This is a genomic window from Enterococcus sp. DIV2402 (assembly GCF_017426705.2).
GTDB classification, from domain to species: domain Bacteria; phylum Bacillota; class Bacilli; order Lactobacillales; family Enterococcaceae; genus Enterococcus_F; species Enterococcus_F lowellii.
This window is the reverse complement of record NZ_CP147251.1, coordinates 2249465-2267612: the sequence shown is the minus strand read 5'-3', so window position 1 is coordinate 2267612 and position 18148 is coordinate 2249465. Positions and strand designations below refer to the sequence as shown.

Annotated in this window: 19 protein-coding genes; 13 read left to right on the top strand and 6 right to left on the bottom strand. The window is 33.4% G+C overall.

Features of this window, described 5'->3' with window-relative positions; translation table 11 throughout:
* The first annotated feature begins 85 nt into the window (after positions 1 to 85).
* From DOK78_RS11040 to DOK78_RS11010, 7 genes are all read left to right on the top strand, one after another.
* Positions 86 to 1177, top strand: a complete 1092-nt coding sequence (locus DOK78_RS11040) for a DUF871 domain-containing protein (RefSeq protein WP_207940309.1) — start codon at positions 86 to 88, stop codon at positions 1175 to 1177.
* 130 nt (positions 1178 to 1307) lie between these two features.
* Complete coding sequence (locus DOK78_RS11035; RefSeq protein ID WP_207940310.1) at positions 1308 to 2237, top strand: alpha/beta hydrolase; 930 nt, start codon at positions 1308 to 1310, stop codon at positions 2235 to 2237.
* 108 nt (positions 2238 to 2345) lie between these two features.
* Positions 2346 to 3659: a GTPase ObgE gene (gene obgE, locus DOK78_RS11030; RefSeq protein WP_243430415.1), complete on the top strand. Its 1314-nt coding sequence runs from the start codon at positions 2346 to 2348 to the stop codon at positions 3657 to 3659.
* Between the two features lie 117 nt (positions 3660 to 3776).
* Positions 3777 to 4334: a DUF1269 domain-containing protein gene (locus DOK78_RS11025; RefSeq protein ID WP_207940311.1), complete on the top strand. Its 558-nt coding sequence runs from the start codon at positions 3777 to 3779 to the stop codon at positions 4332 to 4334.
* A 44-nt stretch (positions 4335 to 4378) separates the two neighbouring features.
* Entirely contained in the window at positions 4379 to 5323 is a 945-nt protein-coding gene (rnz, locus tag DOK78_RS11020) for a ribonuclease Z (RefSeq protein WP_207940312.1), read from the top strand.
* 2 nt (positions 5324 to 5325) lie between these two features.
* Positions 5326 to 6114, top strand: a complete 789-nt coding sequence (locus DOK78_RS11015; RefSeq protein WP_207940313.1) for an SDR family NAD(P)-dependent oxidoreductase — start codon at positions 5326 to 5328, stop codon at positions 6112 to 6114.
* 12 nt (positions 6115 to 6126) lie between these two features.
* Entirely contained in the window at positions 6127 to 6525 is a 399-nt protein-coding gene (locus DOK78_RS11010; protein WP_207940314.1) for a LapA family protein, read from the top strand.
* A gap of 21 nt (positions 6526 to 6546) precedes the next feature.
* Here the strand turns inward: DOK78_RS11010 and DOK78_RS11005 are convergent, their stop codons facing one another.
* Positions 6547 to 7116 (bottom strand): DUF2179 domain-containing protein, encoded by a 570-nt coding sequence (locus DOK78_RS11005; RefSeq protein WP_207940315.1) that lies wholly within the window; start codon positions 7114 to 7116, stop codon positions 6547 to 6549.
* 1190 nt (positions 7117 to 8306) lie between these two features.
* A complete protein-coding gene (locus DOK78_RS11000) occupies positions 8307 to 9410 on the bottom strand; it encodes a GGDEF domain-containing protein (protein ID WP_207940316.1) in 1104 nt (367 codons plus the stop codon).
* Between the two features lie 114 nt (positions 9411 to 9524).
* Here DOK78_RS11000 and DOK78_RS10995 point away from each other — a divergent pair, with 114 nt between their 5' ends.
* From DOK78_RS10995 to DOK78_RS10980, 4 genes are all read left to right on the top strand, one after another.
* Positions 9525 to 9764: a hypothetical protein gene (locus DOK78_RS10995; protein WP_339076166.1), complete on the top strand. Its 240-nt coding sequence runs from the start codon at positions 9525 to 9527 to the stop codon at positions 9762 to 9764.
* Positions 9728 to 10261: an EAL domain-containing protein gene (locus DOK78_RS10990; RefSeq protein ID WP_339076165.1), complete on the top strand. Its 534-nt coding sequence runs from the start codon at positions 9728 to 9730 to the stop codon at positions 10259 to 10261. The genes DOK78_RS10995 and DOK78_RS10990 overlap by 37 nt, the downstream gene beginning before the upstream one ends.
* Positions 10262 to 10796: 535 nt before the next feature.
* Positions 10797 to 13076, top strand: a complete 2280-nt coding sequence (recJ, locus tag DOK78_RS10985; protein WP_207940318.1) for a single-stranded-DNA-specific exonuclease RecJ — start codon at positions 10797 to 10799, stop codon at positions 13074 to 13076.
* 11 nt (positions 13077 to 13087) lie between these two features.
* The gene (locus DOK78_RS10980; RefSeq protein WP_207940319.1) at positions 13088 to 13600 is read left to right on the top strand and encodes an adenine phosphoribosyltransferase; all 513 of its coding nucleotides are present in this window, start codon (positions 13088 to 13090) and stop codon (positions 13598 to 13600) included.
* A 34-nt stretch (positions 13601 to 13634) separates the two neighbouring features.
* Here DOK78_RS10980 and DOK78_RS10975 read toward each other — a convergent pair whose 3' ends face one another.
* Positions 13635 to 13850: a hypothetical protein gene (locus tag DOK78_RS10975; protein ID WP_207940320.1), complete on the bottom strand. Its 216-nt coding sequence runs from the start codon at positions 13848 to 13850 to the stop codon at positions 13635 to 13637.
* Positions 13851 to 14034: 184 nt separating this feature from the next.
* On the opposite strand from DOK78_RS10975, the gene DOK78_RS10970 reads away from it, so the two are divergent.
* Positions 14035 to 14247, top strand: coding sequence for a hypothetical protein (locus DOK78_RS10970; RefSeq protein WP_207940321.1), 213 nt, complete (start codon positions 14035 to 14037; stop codon positions 14245 to 14247).
* A 21-nt stretch (positions 14248 to 14268) separates the two neighbouring features.
* Here DOK78_RS10970 and DOK78_RS10965 read toward each other — a convergent pair whose 3' ends face one another.
* Both DOK78_RS10965 and DOK78_RS10960 read right to left on the bottom strand, forming a co-directional pair.
* Complete coding sequence (locus tag DOK78_RS10965) at positions 14269 to 15168, bottom strand: aminoglycoside phosphotransferase family protein (protein ID WP_207940322.1); 900 nt, start codon at positions 15166 to 15168, stop codon at positions 14269 to 14271.
* A gap of 59 nt (positions 15169 to 15227) precedes the next feature.
* Entirely contained in the window at positions 15228 to 17021 is a 1794-nt protein-coding gene (locus DOK78_RS10960; protein ID WP_207940323.1) for a DUF4153 domain-containing protein, read from the bottom strand.
* Positions 17022 to 17107: 86 nt separating this feature from the next.
* Here DOK78_RS10960 and DOK78_RS10955 point away from each other — a divergent pair, with 86 nt between their 5' ends.
* A complete protein-coding gene (locus DOK78_RS10955; protein ID WP_207940324.1) occupies positions 17108 to 17644 on the top strand; it encodes a GNAT family N-acetyltransferase in 537 nt (178 codons plus the stop codon).
* 11 nt (positions 17645 to 17655) lie between these two features.
* On the opposite strand, the gene DOK78_RS10950 is transcribed toward DOK78_RS10955, so the two are convergent.
* Entirely contained in the window at positions 17656 to 18006 is a 351-nt protein-coding gene (locus DOK78_RS10950) for a DUF2200 domain-containing protein (protein ID WP_207940325.1), read from the bottom strand.
* Between the last annotated feature and the right edge of the window lie 142 nt (positions 18007 to 18148).

Genomic DNA, 18148 nt, shown 5'->3' with positions numbered 1-18148 from the left:
GAAAGGGTTTGCATTTTTGGTCTAGAGCAATTATAATGTTAGAGGATACAAAAAATGTTTTTTATTTTTAGGAGGATTTTCAATAATGGGAAAATTAGGTGTTTCGATTTATCCAGAACGTTCAACATTTGAGAAAGATCAAGCATATTTAGATTTAGCACATAAATATGGCTTTAAACGTGTATTTACAAGTTTGCTACAAATTACGGACGACAAAGAAAAAGTACTCGCAGAATTTAAAAAAGTTGTCGATTATGCAAATAGCTTAGAGATGGAAGTCATGGTTGATATTAACCCTAGCTTATTTGAGCAACTAGAAATTTCGTATGATGACCTATCATTTTTCCATGAAATGGGTGCGTATGGCGTACGTTTAGATATTGGCTTTACAGGAGCCGAAGAAGCACGTATGACACGTAATCCTTATAATATTAAAATTGAAATTAATATGAGTGGGGGGACAAAATATGTAGATAACATTATGTCTTACTCACCAAACACAGAAAATTTATTAGGTTCACATAATTTTTATCCACATCGCTATTCAGGATTAGGTTACAATCATTTTGTTGCATGCTCTGAACAATTTCGTCAATATAACTTAAATACAATGGCGTTTGTCAATTCAAGTGCAGCAACGTTTGGTCCTTGGCCGACACAAGATGGGTTATGCTCATTAGAAGACCATCGTGAATTAGAAATTGCAACTCAAGTGAAACATTTAATGTTAACTGGTTTAATAGATGATATTTTAGTAGGGAATGCGTATGCTTCAGAAGATGAGTTAAAAGCGATGGCAGATGCTTTTTATGCTCCATATCCAACATTAAAAGTGGTTGTTGAAGACGAGATTACTGAAAATGAACGCATTTGTTTATTTGATAATTTACACAGTTATCGTGGCGATCGTTCAGAATATATGTTACGTTCAACTATGACACGTGTTTATTATAAAGATAAGGAATTTCCAGCACACACGACACGCGATATCGTTCGTGGCGATGTTTTAATTGATAATGAAAAATATGGACAATATAAAGGCGAAACACAAATTGCATTGAAAGAAATGAAAAATGATGGACGCGTCAATGTGGTTGGTCATATTTCAGAAGATGAGTTGTTCTTGTTGGATTTCTTGAAACCATGGTCAAACTTTAAATTAAGCGAAGTAAAATAAATCGTTAAATCTCGCATTTTTGCGAGATTTTTTTTATAGAAAAATAACAGAGTTCAAGCAATATGTAAATGGTTGTTGAAATGCGTCTTTTTCTTTATACTGTACTCTTGTAGGATAGAGGAGGTCAGGTATGAAAATTTTTGTATGGATAGCGGGAATACTTGCAATAGTAGCAGTTGTTGGTTTGGGTTGGGCAGCAAATTATTTTTACAATTATGCAGTTGTTCCTTCAGAAAAAGATTTTTTAGATAATGAAACACCTGGAACAAGTAAAGTGGAAACGGAAGAAGCGAAACGCTGGTATTCTGATGAAAAAAATCGAACACGTTGGTCATTGGATGCACAAGATGGCTTGAAATTATCTGCTATTTATATTCCTGCTGAAAAAAATAACCATAAGACAGCGATTATTGCTCATGGTTATATGGGAAATGCAGAGACAATGAGTGAATATGCTAAAATGTATCACGACTTTGGGTACAATGTATTAGTTCCTGATGCACGTGGTCATGGAGAAAGCGAAGGTCATTACATTGGCTTTGGCTGGCACGAAAGAAAAGATTATTTACAATGGATTGATTGCGTTCTTGCAGAAAGTGGCGAGGATGAAACCATTACGCTCTATGGATTAAGTATGGGCGCTGCTACGGTGATGATGGTCAGTGGAGAAGAATTACCTAAAAATGTCGTATCGATTATTGAAGATTGCGGTTATTCATCAATTAATGCCGAATTAGCGTATCAATTAAAAGATATGTTCAATTTGCCTGCATTCCCATTAATACCGGCAACAAGCTTAATGACGAAGATGAGAGCAGGCTATTTCTTTGGTGAAGGCGATGCTACCAAACAATTGGCGAAAAATACTCGTCCAATTTTATTTATTCACGGTGACGCCGATAAATTTGTACCATTTTCAATGTTAGATACCGTCTATCAAGCAACCGATGCACCAAAAGAAAAATGGATTGTTCCTGATGCTGGTCATGCTAAAGCATTTTCTACTAATAAAAAGTTATATAAAGAGAAAGTTCATGATTTTTTAGAAAAAAATGAATGAAACGAAAGAAACGTAGCGAAAAGATAGACAAACGGCTGTTAGCTAGGTACAATAATAAAGGCTTTGATACACAAGAGTATGAGTAAATAGAATGGAGGACAAAATTACATGTCCATGTTTTTAGATCAAGTAACCATCGACGTAAAAGCTGGTAAAGGCGGAGACGGAATGGTTGCATTTAGAAGAGAGAAATATGTTCCAGATGGTGGACCTGCCGGCGGTGATGGTGGACGCGGAGGAAATGTTGTATTAGTAGTTGATGAAGGATTACGTACATTAATGGATTTCCGTTTTAATCGTCATTTTAAAGCACAACCTGGTGAAAATGGAATGAGTAAAGGCATGCACGGTCGCGGTTCAGAAGATATGTATGTAAAAGTTCCTGAAGGGACAACCGTTCGCGATGCTGAGACAGGCGCATTATTAGGAGATTTGTTAGAACATGGACAAACCTTAGTAGTCGCTCATGGTGGTCGTGGCGGTCGCGGAAATACTCGTTTTGCAACACCGCGCAATCCAGCGCCAGAAATGGCTGAAAATGGTGAACCCGGACAAGAACGCAAGATTGAATTAGAGTTGAAAGTTTTAGCAGATGTTGGATTAGTTGGTTTTCCGTCTGTCGGTAAATCTACCTTACTTTCTGTTATTTCAGCTGCACGTCCTAAAATCGGTGCGTATCATTTCACCACTTTAGTTCCTAATTTAGGGATGGTAAATATGCCTGATGGTCGCAGTTTTGTTGCGGCAGACTTGCCAGGTTTAATTGAAGGTGCTTCTCAAGGTGTGGGATTAGGTACGCAATTCTTACGTCATATTGAGCGTACACGTGTTATTTTGCATGTGATTGATATGAGTGGTATGGAAGGCAGAGATCCCTATGAAGATTATGTGGCGATTAATAACGAATTAGCGTCTCATAACTTACGTTTATTAGAACGTCCGCAAATTATCGTCGCTAATAAAATGGATATGCCTGATGCAGAAGAGAATTTGAAAAAATTCAAAGCAGAATTAGCGAAGGAACAAGAAGATGAATTTGCTGATCCAATTCCCGTCTTTCCAATTTCTGGGGTCACTCGTCAAGGCTTAGAACCTTTATTAAGTGCTACTGCAGATTTACTAGACGTTACACCTGAGTTTCCGTTATATGAAGAAGAAATTGAAGAAGATGTGGTGCAATATGGATTTGTTTCAGATGAACCAGCCTTTTCAATTGATCGTGATGCCGATGCAACTTGGGTCTTGTCTGGTGAGAAATTAGAAAAACTATTCAAGATGACTAACTTCGATCATGATGAAACAGTTATGCGTTTTGCACGTCAATTACGTGGTATGGGCGTTGATGAAGCGTTGCGTGCACGTGGAGCCAAAGATGGTGATATTGTTCGTATTGGTGAATTTGAATTCGAATTTGTGGAATAAAACAATGGAAACTAGCTTTTTCAGCTAGTTTCTTTTTTTAGGATTCAAGGTATAATTCGTTTCCAAACGTTTAAATTATTGATACAATTAATAAAAATAGAAAGTGAGGAAATCATCATGACAAAACGAGTGATTGTATTAAATTTTGAAATCAGTTCACAAGCATATCAAGCTTTTTCAGAAATCAAAAAATTACATCTTGGGAAAGAAATTGTAGGTGAGCAAATGGCGGTTATTACCCATTCAAGTGAGGGCGACCATCAATTTAAAGTAGAGGATTTTCTAGATTTCACAGGTACAAATAAAACATCTAAAGGAGGACTAATTGGAATGTTAGTTGGTATTTTAGGTGGTCCATTGGGAATGATGTTGGGCTGGTTTGGTGGCAGTCTCTTTGGTGCTTCTAAAGATGCGCAAGAAATTCGTGTCGCGCAGACTATCTTTGAATTTGTTGGCAATAAGATTGGCGAAGGGGATACCGGATTAATTTTAATTGCCGATGAAGAAGACAATCGTCCATTAAATAACATTGTGATGTATGAATTAAGCGGTGAAATTTCACGATTTGATTTAGATGAAGTAGAAATGGAAATTAAAAAGGCGCAAGAAGTAGAAGCAGCAGCAACAAAAGAAAACGCTCAAAAAATTTGGGAAGAAAAACATTCCAATGACTAATTCGTTCCAGTTGAGCGAGAAAACAAAAGAAAGTAAGGGTAACTATGGAACTAGAATTTTTAGGAACTGGTGCTGGTGTGCCAGCAAAGCACCGAAATGTAACAAGTATTGCTTTAAAATTACTGGAAGAGCGGAATGAAGTGTGGTTATTTGACTGTGGTGAAGGTACTCAAATGCAAATTCTGCATACAACGATTCGCCCTCGAAAAATCAAAAAAATTTTTATTACGCATTTACATGGAGATCATATTTTTGGGCTACCCGGCTTAATTAGTAGTCGTTCATTTCAAGGAGGCGATGAGCCATTAAGTCCATTGGAAATTTATGGACCAGAAGGAACCGAGCAGTTTGTAAGAACGGCATTAAAAATTTCTAAAACACGTTTAGGTTATCCGCTTCATTTTATTGAAGTGAAAGAAGGTATCGTATTTAAAGATGATCAGTTTGAAGTTTCTTGTAAAAAATTAGATCATGGTATCGATAGTTACGGTTTTCGAATGGTGGAAGCTGATCATCAAGGAGAATTACAAGTCGATAAATTAAATGATTTAGGTATTAAACCTGGGCCAATTTATGGAAAAATCAAACGTGGTGAAGTAGTTACGTTACCAGATGGCACGATTCTTGATGGCAAACAATTTGTGGGGGAGCCTAAAAAAGGTCGTGTTGTAACAATTTTAGGGGATACACGTTTCACGCAACATTCCATTGAGTTAGCACGAGAGGCAGATGTGCTTGTTCATGAAAGTACGTATAAAAAAGATGAAATGAATATGGCGAAAGCGCACTATCATTCTACAACCCAACAAGCGGCAACAGTTGCCAAAGAAGCAAATGTTGGCAAATTAATGTTAACGCATATTAGCGCACGCTACTTAGCAAATGATGTGTTGGATTTAAAAGCAGAAGCAGAAGAAATTTTCCCGCATGTCCGAGTAGCGAAAGATTTTTATATTTTGCCAATTCCTTTTAAAGAAAGAGAGGCGTAATCATGAGTTTAGAGAATAAAGTCGTTTTAGTAACAGGGGCATCTACAGGCTTAGGAGAGCAAATTTGTTACGAGGCAGCTAAACAAGGAGCTATTGTTGTTGTTTGTGCTCGTCGCATTAATTTAATTGGGCAAGTGAAAGAACGCTGTATGGAAATTAGTCAAAAAGAAGCCTATGCTTTTCAAGTAGATGTTGCCAATCCGGATAACATCGAAAGTTTGATGGAAAAACTAAAAGAAGAGGTCGGTACCGTTGATGTTCTAGTTAATAATGCTGGTTTTGGCCAATTTGAAGAGTTTGTTTCTTTTGATATGGAAGTTACACGAAATATGTTTGAAGTAAATATTTTAGGCATGATGTTATTGACACAAAAAATCGCCATTGAAATGTTAGACCAACAATCCGGACATATTATCAACATCGCTTCTATGGCAGGAAAGATGGCAACGCCTAAATCAGCAGTTTATTCCGCAACAAAGTTTGCAGTATTAGGGTTTTCAAATGCCCTGCGTTTGGAATTAAAACCTTTTAATATTTTTGTAACGACAGTGAATCCAGGACCGATTGCAACCGAATTTTTTGATAAAGCCGATCCATCAGGCGATTATTTAGAAAATGTTAGTTCCATGATTTTAGATGCCCAAAAATTAGCCAAAACCATTGTTAAACAAATGCTACGACCAAAACGCGAAATCAATCGTCCTGTAGCAATGGAAGTTGCAGCACGCTTTTATCAACTGTTTCCTCATGTGGGAGACTATTTAGCAGGTGGCTTGTTTAATAAGAAATAAGGAGGGAAACATATGAAAAATCAGTGGCGCATTATTATTGGTTTAATCTTAACTTTAGTTATTGTCATTTTTGCAGTATTAAATAATATGCCAGTACCGATAAATTTTGGTTTCTCTACTTTATCGGCACCCTTAATTATTGTGATTATCGGTTCAGCTTTTTTAGGCGCAATTATTATCTCTTTAGTTACAACTGGAACTATGTGGCAACAGCGCCGTGAGATTAAGCAATTAAAACACGAAATTGACGATTTGAATAAAAATATCGAAGCAAAAACTGCACAAAAAAAAGAAGAACTTGAACGTGAGTATAATAATAAATTAGCTGAATTTGAAGCAACACAAACGGTTTATCCAAATGAAGTCGAACCGACCTTACCAGAAGAAACGCAAGAATCACAAAACCAATAAAAAAAAACAACCCTCTTTTTATTAAAGGGGATTGTTTTTTTGAGGTGATTTTTTCATGCGGCGATGCACTTTTTTTGTCCAAAAACCACCAGAAATTTGTTTTGGTTCATAGCTGATAATGAAGGCGCGACTTTCAACTTCTTTAATTTTTTGATAAAGTTGTTTCTCTTTATTACGCGGAGAAAGAATTTCTAAGACCATTCGGGGACCTTCCAAACCTTCCCCGTAACTAACTGTCACACCGTATCCTTCGCTTCGTAAAATACTTGGTAAGGTATCTTCTTCCTTTGAAGTGCTTGGTAAAATAGCAGTGACCATCGTGTAGCCCAATGCCATTTTATCTTCAATCTTAATCCCTACGCCAATCCCAATTGCAAAACCTAACGCATAGACAATTAAATTAATCGGATTGTCTAAACTATCTAATACTAGAGATAAACCCACCACATAAATAATAATTTCAAACATACTTACGACAGGGGCAATGAAGCGATAGCCTTTCATTGTTAGTAGTAAGCGAATTGTACTTAATGTGACATAGGCAAAATTGATTGCAAAAATCATTGCCAACATTTTAATGTCAATGCTCATTAAAAATCTCCCTTCATACATAAAATAAACATTTTTATCAGTGTAACATACAGTTATTATGAAGTCATATCATTCGAATAACTAAGACCTGAACTATAAAATGTAAGTATTGTTAATTATTTTAAGAGTTGTAGATACGCAACTTTTTTGAATATGATAACTTTTTTTTACTAGCGTTGTTGTATTATAGAATAACTTGGTTGTGGGCGATGTTGATACATCAGTAGTTTAATTTTTTTTTTAAGTGACTACCATTTTACTACCATCTCTTTTGTCTAAGAAAAGAGATGAAAAATAAGGTGTTCCATTCGAAGTATTTGTATACTTAACTTCTACTTTATTTACAGTGACAGGTCCTTGTCCTGTAGATCTTGAAAAATGAGTTATAACCATAAGATCAACGTTTCCTGTTTCAGTTTTAAACATATATTGATTTATATATCTTGCTGTTAATCATCTTAGAAGCGACATTTTTCCACTTGTAATAACATTATTGGTACTTGGTTGCAAAGAAGTGCCAGTCTCTGCGATGGACAATAATATAATAACTGTCTTCTTCATAAAAAATTCCTTAAATAAAAAATAGTTAGAAAATAATATCAAGCTAAGCAATCATATGTTTCAAAACAAATGTGGGCTATAGATACTTTGATTACACTATTTTTTAACAAAATAATTATATATTAATTAATAGAATAAAAACCAATTTTGTCCTAAACGTAATAAATCTTATTACTTATATTTACAAATTAACCTAATAAATTACGGATATACTATTTTGGTATTGTTTTATTTTCGAAACTAAATAAAAATATATAAGTTGCTAAATCATAAAAAAATACGATGTAATAATATCATACTGTGCAAAAAAGAGCCTAGATATAAATTTAGTGCAGTCCCCCGTTGTTTATCTAGAACTTTCTTTTTTTACCTCTTGCAAATAGGAGGTTATTATTATTACAAAAGTATAGTTTTAGTTGGTTAAACTTTTGAATTAGGTTTTCTTGGCTAACAAGTTTCATGTAATCTTTTATAATGTAAAACTATTATTATTTATATCATATCCCCATATCAATTAATCTTGTTATTTAACCATTGCAGATATATACAGTTATTTTTACTAATTGCATATTTAAAGTATCAGCATAGGATACTTAGCATTAAAAAAATTTTACACGACAGTTTAAATTTCAATAAACGAAAACCCGTCCTCGACCTTCTTGTTTTGCTTTGTAAAGAGCTTTATCAGCTTGATTAATTACTTCTGAAATATCTGAGCTTAGTTTAACTTCTGATATTCCTGCTGAAAAAGAAAATATGAGTTTCTTTGCATTTTCTAAATACAGATTTTCTTCACCTAAAATTAACTGAAAGTCTTCTAAAACTTCTTTTACAGAATCTACATTATTTTCCTTAAAGATAACTAAAAATTCTTCTCCTCCGTAACGATAAACTTCAACTAAATAAGAATTCATATGCTGGTAAAGGAAAGAAATGAGTTTATTTGAAAAGAAAATCAATGATTTATTACCTATCTGATGACCATATTGATCATTTATTTTTTTGAAATAATCTATATCAATCATAGCGAATACTAAATCTTGATTTTCATTAGAAGCCAGTTTTAAGATATCTTCATTGAGACTTCTAAGATTTTTCAATTGAGTTAATTCATCGTAGTTTCGTTCAATGATTTTTGTATTAATATTTTCTAAAAATTTTGTTTGATTATGAATATAATATTTCCAAAGAACAATAATAGCTACTGCACCTACACTTAAGGATATAGAATCTCCAATACTTACTTCTCGTTTGAAAAATATAAGAGAGTTGATGATTGGGGATAAAAGGGTTATCAGAACAGAAAATATATAAAATAAATTATGATTATTTTTTTTGTGAAAATAATTTTTTAAAAGATATACAATGGTTAAAATTAAACTATTTAAACCGATAACATACAGAGTAGCCGTTAGATTATTAATATCTATTAAGTAAAAGAAAGTAATTAAAATAATTGGAACTAGTACAATTAAAAAGAATTTTTCTTTTAATGAACCAAAATAATAAATAAATATTGGGATTGAATATTCATATGCGATATAACCTATGCTATTGAGCGAGAAGGATATAATAAAATACACTTGAGAAATAAAAAGTACACTTCCAATAAGAACTTTAAAGGTAAAATATAAGTTTAATTTTTTAAAATTTTTTATAAAGATATCGTATGATATTAGTAAACTTATAACTAATATCGAATAAATTGCTACATAAAAAAGATGTAAAAACATAGTATCACTCTTTCTAGTATTTTTTTCTTGTTATTTATGACAAGTATGTAATTATTTTAATGTTAAAATAGATTTGTTGCAAAAATTATAAGAAAACATAGAGGAGAAGATGGAATGACTAATTTAAAAGACAAAAATTTATCGTCGATATTTTCTATATTATACTTTGATATGCAACCAATATTTAAAATTGAGAAAGAAAATCGAAAAGTTGTTTGTTATGAATTATTATTAAGAAGTACAGAAAAAAATACTTTCCCCATAGAAATTTTCCATCAAATTATTAAATGTAAAAAACAGCATACTCAGTTACTACAATGGTACAAAATAAAATTTTGTCATTACTTGAATTAAACAGCGAAATAAGTATTAGTATCAATATTCATCCTCAGCAATTGTTTTATACGGAAACATTCTTAATGTTTAAGAATTTACAACATTATAGTAATCGTATCCTGATTGAGATTACAGAAGACGATACGAAGCCTTCTATTGCGTGTAAACTGGATATATTTTTGACAGATAAAATTATAGAAATAAAAAAAATGCAGTTTTCGGTTGCATTGGATGATGTTAGTACAGGAATCTATTCATTTAAGAATATTCGACCACTATTAGATAAAATAGATATGATTAAACTTTCATATATTTCATTGGAAAAATTACCTCAAAAGGATATATCCTGTTTGATTAATTTCTGGAGTGAAATTGCGAATAAATTAGGAATAGATTTTGTTGTTGAAGGTGTAGAGAATATTAACATTCATAAATATTTACTAGATAATGTAATTTGTTTACAACAAGGGTTTTATTTATCCAAACCTTTTTCTGCTTCTAAATTAATAACTTAATAAGGAATACTGAAATTTATTAAGGTTATAAAATTGGATTCTTATTTTAAAGAAATATAATTTTATTTAGTCATTTCACCAGTACTAAGATTTAATGAAACAACTATATATGATCTTATTTTTCCCACTATAACAATAGTTGTTGGTATCATTGGATATAAAAAAATGATCATCACCTATATAAATAAAAATTATGTAAGAGAGAAAACAGAAAATTTGTAGTAGGAGAGACAGCACTTCACGGTAATGTAACTTACCATTACGATCTGACAATATTATAAAATAGCCAATCAAATCAGTTGATTTTTATGTTGTTTAAAAGTTTATTTAACCATTAAGATACGTTTTTTTACTCTAAAAAACTTATGTATGCTTGCCTAATTTTGAGTACCAATTGAATACTATATCAGTGGTATTTTTTGTTTTTTCTTGGTACTTTTTAAATTAAAAAAGTTAAACAAAGCCCTTTATTTACAGCATAGTACTTCTTTTTGTTATTAGCGTGTGATATTATAACTTGGTTAGGAGTGATTAGGTGAAACAAGCAAGTTTTCAATGGCAATTACCTTCAGAAAAAGCATTGCCCGAAACATTTATCCAAGTATTAGAAGAAAAGAAAATCCCTCGTTCGTTGGGACAACTTTTTTGGAATCGTGGTTTGCAAACTGCTGAATCCTTAGAAACATTTTTAACACCTTCCTTAGAACAATTGCATGATCCATTTCTTTTTTATGAGATGGAAAAGGCAGTTGAACGAATTCAGCAAGCGATTGTCAATGAAGAACGTATTCTAGTCTATGGCGATTATGATGCAGATGGAATTACTAGTACGACAATTATGAAAGAGACGTTAGAAAATTTAGGTGCTGACGTTGAGTTTTATTTACCAAATCGATTCAAGGATGGTTATGGACCAAATCAAGCAGTTTATGAACAAAAAATAGCAGAGGGTATCCAATTGATTGTTACAGTGGATAATGGCGTTTCTGGACACGAAGCAATTGCTTATGCAAACAGCCAAGGAGTAGATGTTATCGTGACGGATCATCATGAGTTACCGGATGAGTTGCCCGAAGCTTATGCCGTTATTCATCCACGACATCCAGAAGGCACTTACCCATTTGGTGATTTAGCGGGTGTCGGTGTCTCATTTAAAGTTGCCTGTGCATTATTAGAAGAAGTTCCCATTGAATTTTTAGATTTAGTGTCGATTGGGACAATTGCTGATATGGTTTCTTTGACTGATGAAAATCGTACATTGGTTTCATTTGGTTTGCAATCTATGAGACAGACTGAACGGATTGGGTTAGAGAAACTATTAGAGATCAGTGGTGTTTCAGCCGATAAATTAGATGAGACGAGCATTGGTTTTTCAATTGGTCCCAGATTGAATGCCATTGGTCGCTTAGAAGACCCTAATTCTGCCGTAACTTTAATGACCACGTTTGATGATGAGGAAGCGGAAGAATTAGCAGGGCGTCTAGATCGAATTAATACACGTCGGAAAGATTTAGTAGAAGTCATTACAGAAGAAGCAATGGCTATGATACGACCAGAAGATAAGCTTCACCTAATTGCTGGGGAAAATTGGCATGAGGGTGTATTGGGAATTGTTGCTGGGAAAATTTTACGAGCAACTGGAAAACCAACAATTGTCTTAACAAAAAAAGAAGACGGTATTGCTAAAGGTTCTGGACGTAGCGTGGAATCAGTAAATCTATATGAAATGCTTAATGGGATGCGTCAATGGATGACTAGTTTTGGTGGGCATCATGCAGCGGTTGGATTGAGCTTAGAAATTGATAATATTGCAATTTTACAAGAACAAATGAATCGCTATATGGAGGAACATCAATTAACAGGTGGCGTGAGTTTGACAATTGATTCTAAATTGGCAGTTGAAGAAGTTTCTGTTGAGTTTATTGAATCATTGAAATTATTAGCGCCTTTTGGAATGGATAATCCACTGCCGAATTTCTTATTTGAAAAAGTTGCAGTTAGCAATAGTCGAACAATTGGTGCTAATAACCAGCATTTAAAATTTACTTTAACAGATACAATTAATCAGTTAGATGGTGTTGGTTTTGGCTTCGGAGCACAAGCATTAGAATTTCGAAGCGATGATTTAAACGTAGTGGGGCAACTATCGATTAATGAGTGGAATGGTAAACGAATTCCTCAATTAATGTTAGAAGACTATCAAATTAATGCCTTACAAGTATTTGATTATCGTGCCAAAAAATATCAACAAGCATTACAGTTTACTGAACCTACTTTGTTTATTAGCTTTTCTGAAAAGACAGCTAAAAAATGGGAAAAGAAACTTCATCAAAGTGTAACCGTCATTACTGATGACACACCTGTTCAATCTGAAGTGGAACAAGTCGTTTTTTTAGATTGTCCAACTGAATTACCTCTGATGAAAGAAACGGTGAATGACCTACAAGTCTCTCGTGTGTATATTTTGTGTCAAGCAGAAGATGAAGCATATCTAGATGGCTTAGGCTCACGTGATCAGTATGCTCGGCTATTCAAGTTTATTGCAGCGCAAGATAAAGTGGATGTTCGTTACAAATTGTCAATTGTAGCCGATTATTTAAAAATCCCTCAAAAATTACTTGTTTTTATGATTCAAGTGTTTTCTGAATTGGGTTTTGTTGCAATAACGGATGGCGTTATGCGTAAAGTTGATCATCCTGTCAATCACGCATTGACGGAAAGTCGTATCTATCAAGAACGAGCCAAACAAATTAAAATAGAAGAATTTTTATTATTGAGTGATTTAACAACATTAAAAGATTGGCTATCAATCTAGGAGGAAAAAATATGAATTTAAAAGATTACATTGCCAGCATTCCAGACTATCCATCAAAAGGAATTATTTTCCGAGATATCTCACCCTTAATGGCTGATGGAGATGCCTATCGAGCAGCGACTAAAGAAATTGTTGACTATGCAAAAGAGCAACAAATTGACATGGTCGTAGGACCAGAAGCCCGTGGATTTATCGTCGGTTGTCCGGTAGCTTATGAATTAGGTGTCGGTTTTGCTCCAGTACGTAAACCTGGGAAATTGCCTCGCGAAACGATTGAAGTGTCCTACGATTTAGAATATGGTAGCGATACTTTAACGCTACATGCAGATGCAATCAAACCTGGACAACGTGTCTTGATTTGCGATGATCTTTTAGCAACTGGTGGAACAATTAAAGCAACGATTGAATTAATCGAAAAATTAGGAGGCGTAGTAGTTGGTTGTGCGTTCTTAATTGAGTTGATGGATTTACATGGGCGCGATAAAATTGAAGGTTATGACATTTTAACATTAATGGAATACTAATAAAAATAGCGTAAGAGCATCTCTTACGCTATTTTTATTCATAGTGATAATATTCAGAAGAATAGTATTCTTCTTGCTCTTGATAGTGTTTGCGTTCAGCTTGACGGAATTTTTTATCATCCCAAAGAATTAACCAAAAAGTAAAGAGAGGACATACAATTAAAATTGCTGTTAACATACCAAAATTACCAATAACAATACCAATTAAGAGAATTGTTAACATTAAACCAAAACGACGGATTGCTTTCATTTTTTTCTCACCTCTTCAATAAATGCGAACGAATGTTTGTATTTATATTATACGAATGTTTGTTCGGTTTGTAAAGAAGAAAAAACAAAAAAATAAGATTTTAATTGAATCGGTATTTTTCATTTTTTTTATTTCTTCTTGTTAGAAAACTTGTTAGAATAAAAGAAATGAAGGGAGGAGTGGAATGGGAGCGCTTTTTATTATTGTTTGTATTGTATTGGTCAGTTTGGTTTTAAGTGTTTTCTTTCTAGAAATACAAAAACTAGAAGGAATTGAACTTACGTTAACGGAAGAAATAAAAGAAATTGTATTAATCATTGTGGGGGTATCTTTTATTTTTTCATTAATCGGTCAAATTGTTTGGGCATATTTTGTAACAAAAAAATGGATAAAATAAAACAACACCAATTAGTAGAAACTAATTGGTGTTATTTCGTTGAAACCATGCAGGAGGATCATCAGAAAAAGAATGTGTTTGGATAATGTATTTGGTTCGCTCTTGGACGGCGACACAATTTCCAAAGTGATACCCACCAAGCTGACTGGCGTGACAATTTAATGCTACAAATAAGTGATATTTTTTCCAAAAGTTTTGTGGAATGTGTCCATCGAAATAGCCTATGAGTTGTCCTTTAGCAAAGGCAACGCTAACCGGCGTTGTATATTTGGGAAGCTTAAAAAATTCTTCCCATGGATCACCCCAATCGAATGAATCAAAATCTAGAACAAAAACTTTTTGTTGATGATAAAGCAAATTTTGTGGGTGGAAATCATCGTGTTGAAAACATATCGTGCTATTTTTTAACAAATAAAAATTTTCTTCGATAAAGGTTTCGATTTCTTTTTGATGATAAAAATGTAAATTTAATGCCGCGCATTGCTTTTTCTTCAGTTGATATTTTTGGTAACGTGTTTGATACCAATCAAATTCAGGCGAGGGGAGTAAATGAATTTTCTTTAGTTCTCGACCTGCTTGAATACCTAATTCATATTGTTTCGTTCGAGTGACTGTCGGAAGAAGTTCTGCTAACGTAATTCCCGAAAGATAGTTGAAAATGAAGTAACAGAGTTGTTCACGTTCAAACGTATCGTAAAAAATAGGTGTCTGACAATGTACATGATTTTTTTGATGTTGTTTCAAGAAAACTTGTTGCTGTTGCAAACGTTCAAATTTAGCTAGAGGATAAATTTTTAATAAATATTTTTTATCCCCACTAGTTAATAGATATTTTTTTGTGTTTGAGAAGCCTGAGGAAATTTCATAATAGTCAGTGATGAACAACTGATGACGTTCAAAAATACGAGCAATGTTAAACATAGTTCCTCTCCTTTTGAAATAGAAAAACTTCGCAAGAAAGAGTTCTTGCGAAGTTATCTTTATTGAGTAAACGAAAGTAGTAGATAAAAATCACCGTCAATATTTCGTTCTTCTTCTACAAATAAACGGGTTACATATAAGGTTAATGTCAAATTATCAAATTGTTCACTGAACGTTAATTCTTCTGGTGGCAAGGTGACATTTTCATTGGAAACATTCAATTTTTCGATTTCACGTAAGAAGCGCAAATCATAAGAAGCTAATGTTTGTTCTTGATCTTTAAGTACCAAGGTTAATTTCTTCTCGGCATCTTCTTCCCAAACTAATTGATACTCTTGATCTTGATAGGTGATCGTCAACTCATTGGTATCACCTGCTTGTGCAATTTTACCATCGTAAACAGAGAATGGTAAAAATAAATTAGCGTTTGATACATCCAATTGCAGACCTTGTTCTTGATCCATATCGATATAAACATTTTTTGCTTGCGGATAACCTTGGTTAGGTGTAGGGGTATCTAAAGAATAACGATCAAATCCAAAAACTTCTGCGAATTCACGACTACTTAAATAATTTGTATCAAAATAAGGTAATTTATCTAACTCGTCAACTTTTTGTAAATAGTTATAACTTTCAACAATTCGTTTTTTATCAGCTGTTGATAACTTGCTATTGGGTTGAATCGTATTATTTGCTAACATATCATTTCGATTGAGTGTTGTTTCGAGTTGTTGAGTTTGACTATACGTTCCAATCGAAACAGCATCGATGTACGGTAAAATTGAAATGATGGATAAAAAAATCAATAGACCAGGAATCCATGACATTTTTCTATGCCAAAATAAATAAATCAAACTTGAAAGTGTTGAAAAAATAACGAACAATAAAATAAAATAGCGACCATCCGTAATACCTAGTTGCTGGAACTTAATAAATGAAGAGGCTCCTTGTAAAGCTGTTACGATAAATAGCAGAGGCGGGAATAATTTCTTAAATAATCGTACCGTTTTGTTTTCGAGAGTATCAATTAAGAATAAAGTAAACCAACCAGCTACAACATAACTAACTAAAAGCGGTTCTAAGAGACTGTTATTCCAAAAATCTCCGGTGATATTTTGTATAATATAAAGCAATAGAATCAAGGTATATGCGATAATAATTGGGATGACAATATAAGAAAGCAGAATTTCTAAGAATCTTGGAACCATAGCTGCTTGTAAATAATTATCATCAGCTGATTCAATATTAGTTGGAAAATGGGGAATTAACGATAAGAAATACAATGTGAAGAAACCAAACCATGTCAGTGCACCAATGTGGGCGTAAATAGTGTAATCAACTGTTTGAATCAGAAAGCTATATGCGCCAACAATTGCGTACAGCCCAAGCATTAAAACGAGTGAAAAGAGTATGGCTACAAATTGAGCCTTTACAAAGACCATAAAACTACGAGAAAAAGCAAATTCATCACGCTTAATGGAAGGAATCCAAATGATGCTCATACAAATAATAAATACTAAAATCCCACTACGAACGCCTGTTAAATATAAATAGAAGTCAGTGTAGTATAGGTAGAGATAGTAACCAACGGAGAATAAAAGAACATTTGCATAAAGCAACAACGGAATTTGGAAGGGTCGATTGGAAAGTCGTTCGCAAATTAAGCGAACCGCAATGCCTAATAACCCAGCCATAACTAAGGTTAAAATTTCTTTGCTCAAATCAGTTTCTGTCTCAATAGCAAACATCACAGTTCCCGTAGTTAAAATAAAAACAATGATTGAAAACCAAAAACGAGTGATTGCTAACGACATATTTCTTAATCGTGCACGACTTTTTTGTGCGAAATTCATATTCATCACCTCTTTTTTGTTTATTATACCATTGAGCTGAGTAGAAAGGATAGTTCTTTGTTATACTAATAAAAAGGAGGGAAAAAATGAACTTACAAACAGAACGTTTAACAATCCGACCATTTATTATGGAGGATTTTGATGAAACCTTTGAGATTTATCAACGGATTGATGTATGTCGTTATTTGTTGCATGAACCATGGACGAAAGAAAATGCCAAAGCATCCTTCATGAAAAAAATAAAGGACCAGACATTGTCTACAGAAAATAGTTTGCATTTGGCCGTTAACTATCAAGGAACGATTATTGGTGATCTTACAGTATTTTACACAGAAATGCGAGAAACGGTTGAAATTGGCTATACGTTTCACCCTGAATATGGTGGACAAGGCTTCGCAACTGAAGCACTGCAAACTGTAATTACTCAGTTATTCCAACAACACAACATTCATCGCATTCAAGCAATATTAGATAAACGTAATCAAGCATCAGAAAATGTTTGCTTACGTTTGGGTATGCGAAAAGAAGGCGACTTTAAAGAAGACTTTTGGAACAAAGGTGAATGGACAGATACGTTAATCTATGGTCTTTTGGCCAAGGAATGGAAAAATAAAAAGAGGTGATGGTCTCACCTCTAGCGCATAATTTTTTCCATTTTTTTACCTTTTGCTAATTCATCTACAACTTTATCTAAATAACGAATTTGTTTCATTAACGGGTCTTCAATCTCTTCAATTCGTACGCCACAAATCACTCCAGTAATTAAAGAAACATTTTCATTTAATGTCGCACGTTTAAAAAACTCTTCAAAAGTGACTTGCTCGTCAATCAGTTGTTGTAAAGTAGTTGAATCAAATCCTGTGAGCCATTCAATTATGGTATCTAGTTCAGCTTTTGAACGGCCTTTTTTTTCAACTTTTGTAATATACATTGGATACACACTGGCAAAAGTCATTTTATAGACTCGTTCTAGATTTGTTTTCATCATCATCATCACCTATTTTCTTTTAGTTAAATTATAGCATATTTTCTTACGTAAGCAAACGTACGTTCTAAAATGTCGGAATGCCTCATAGAATAGTTGCAATCGTTTACTATCTATAAGAAAATAGAAATGAAAGGAGTTT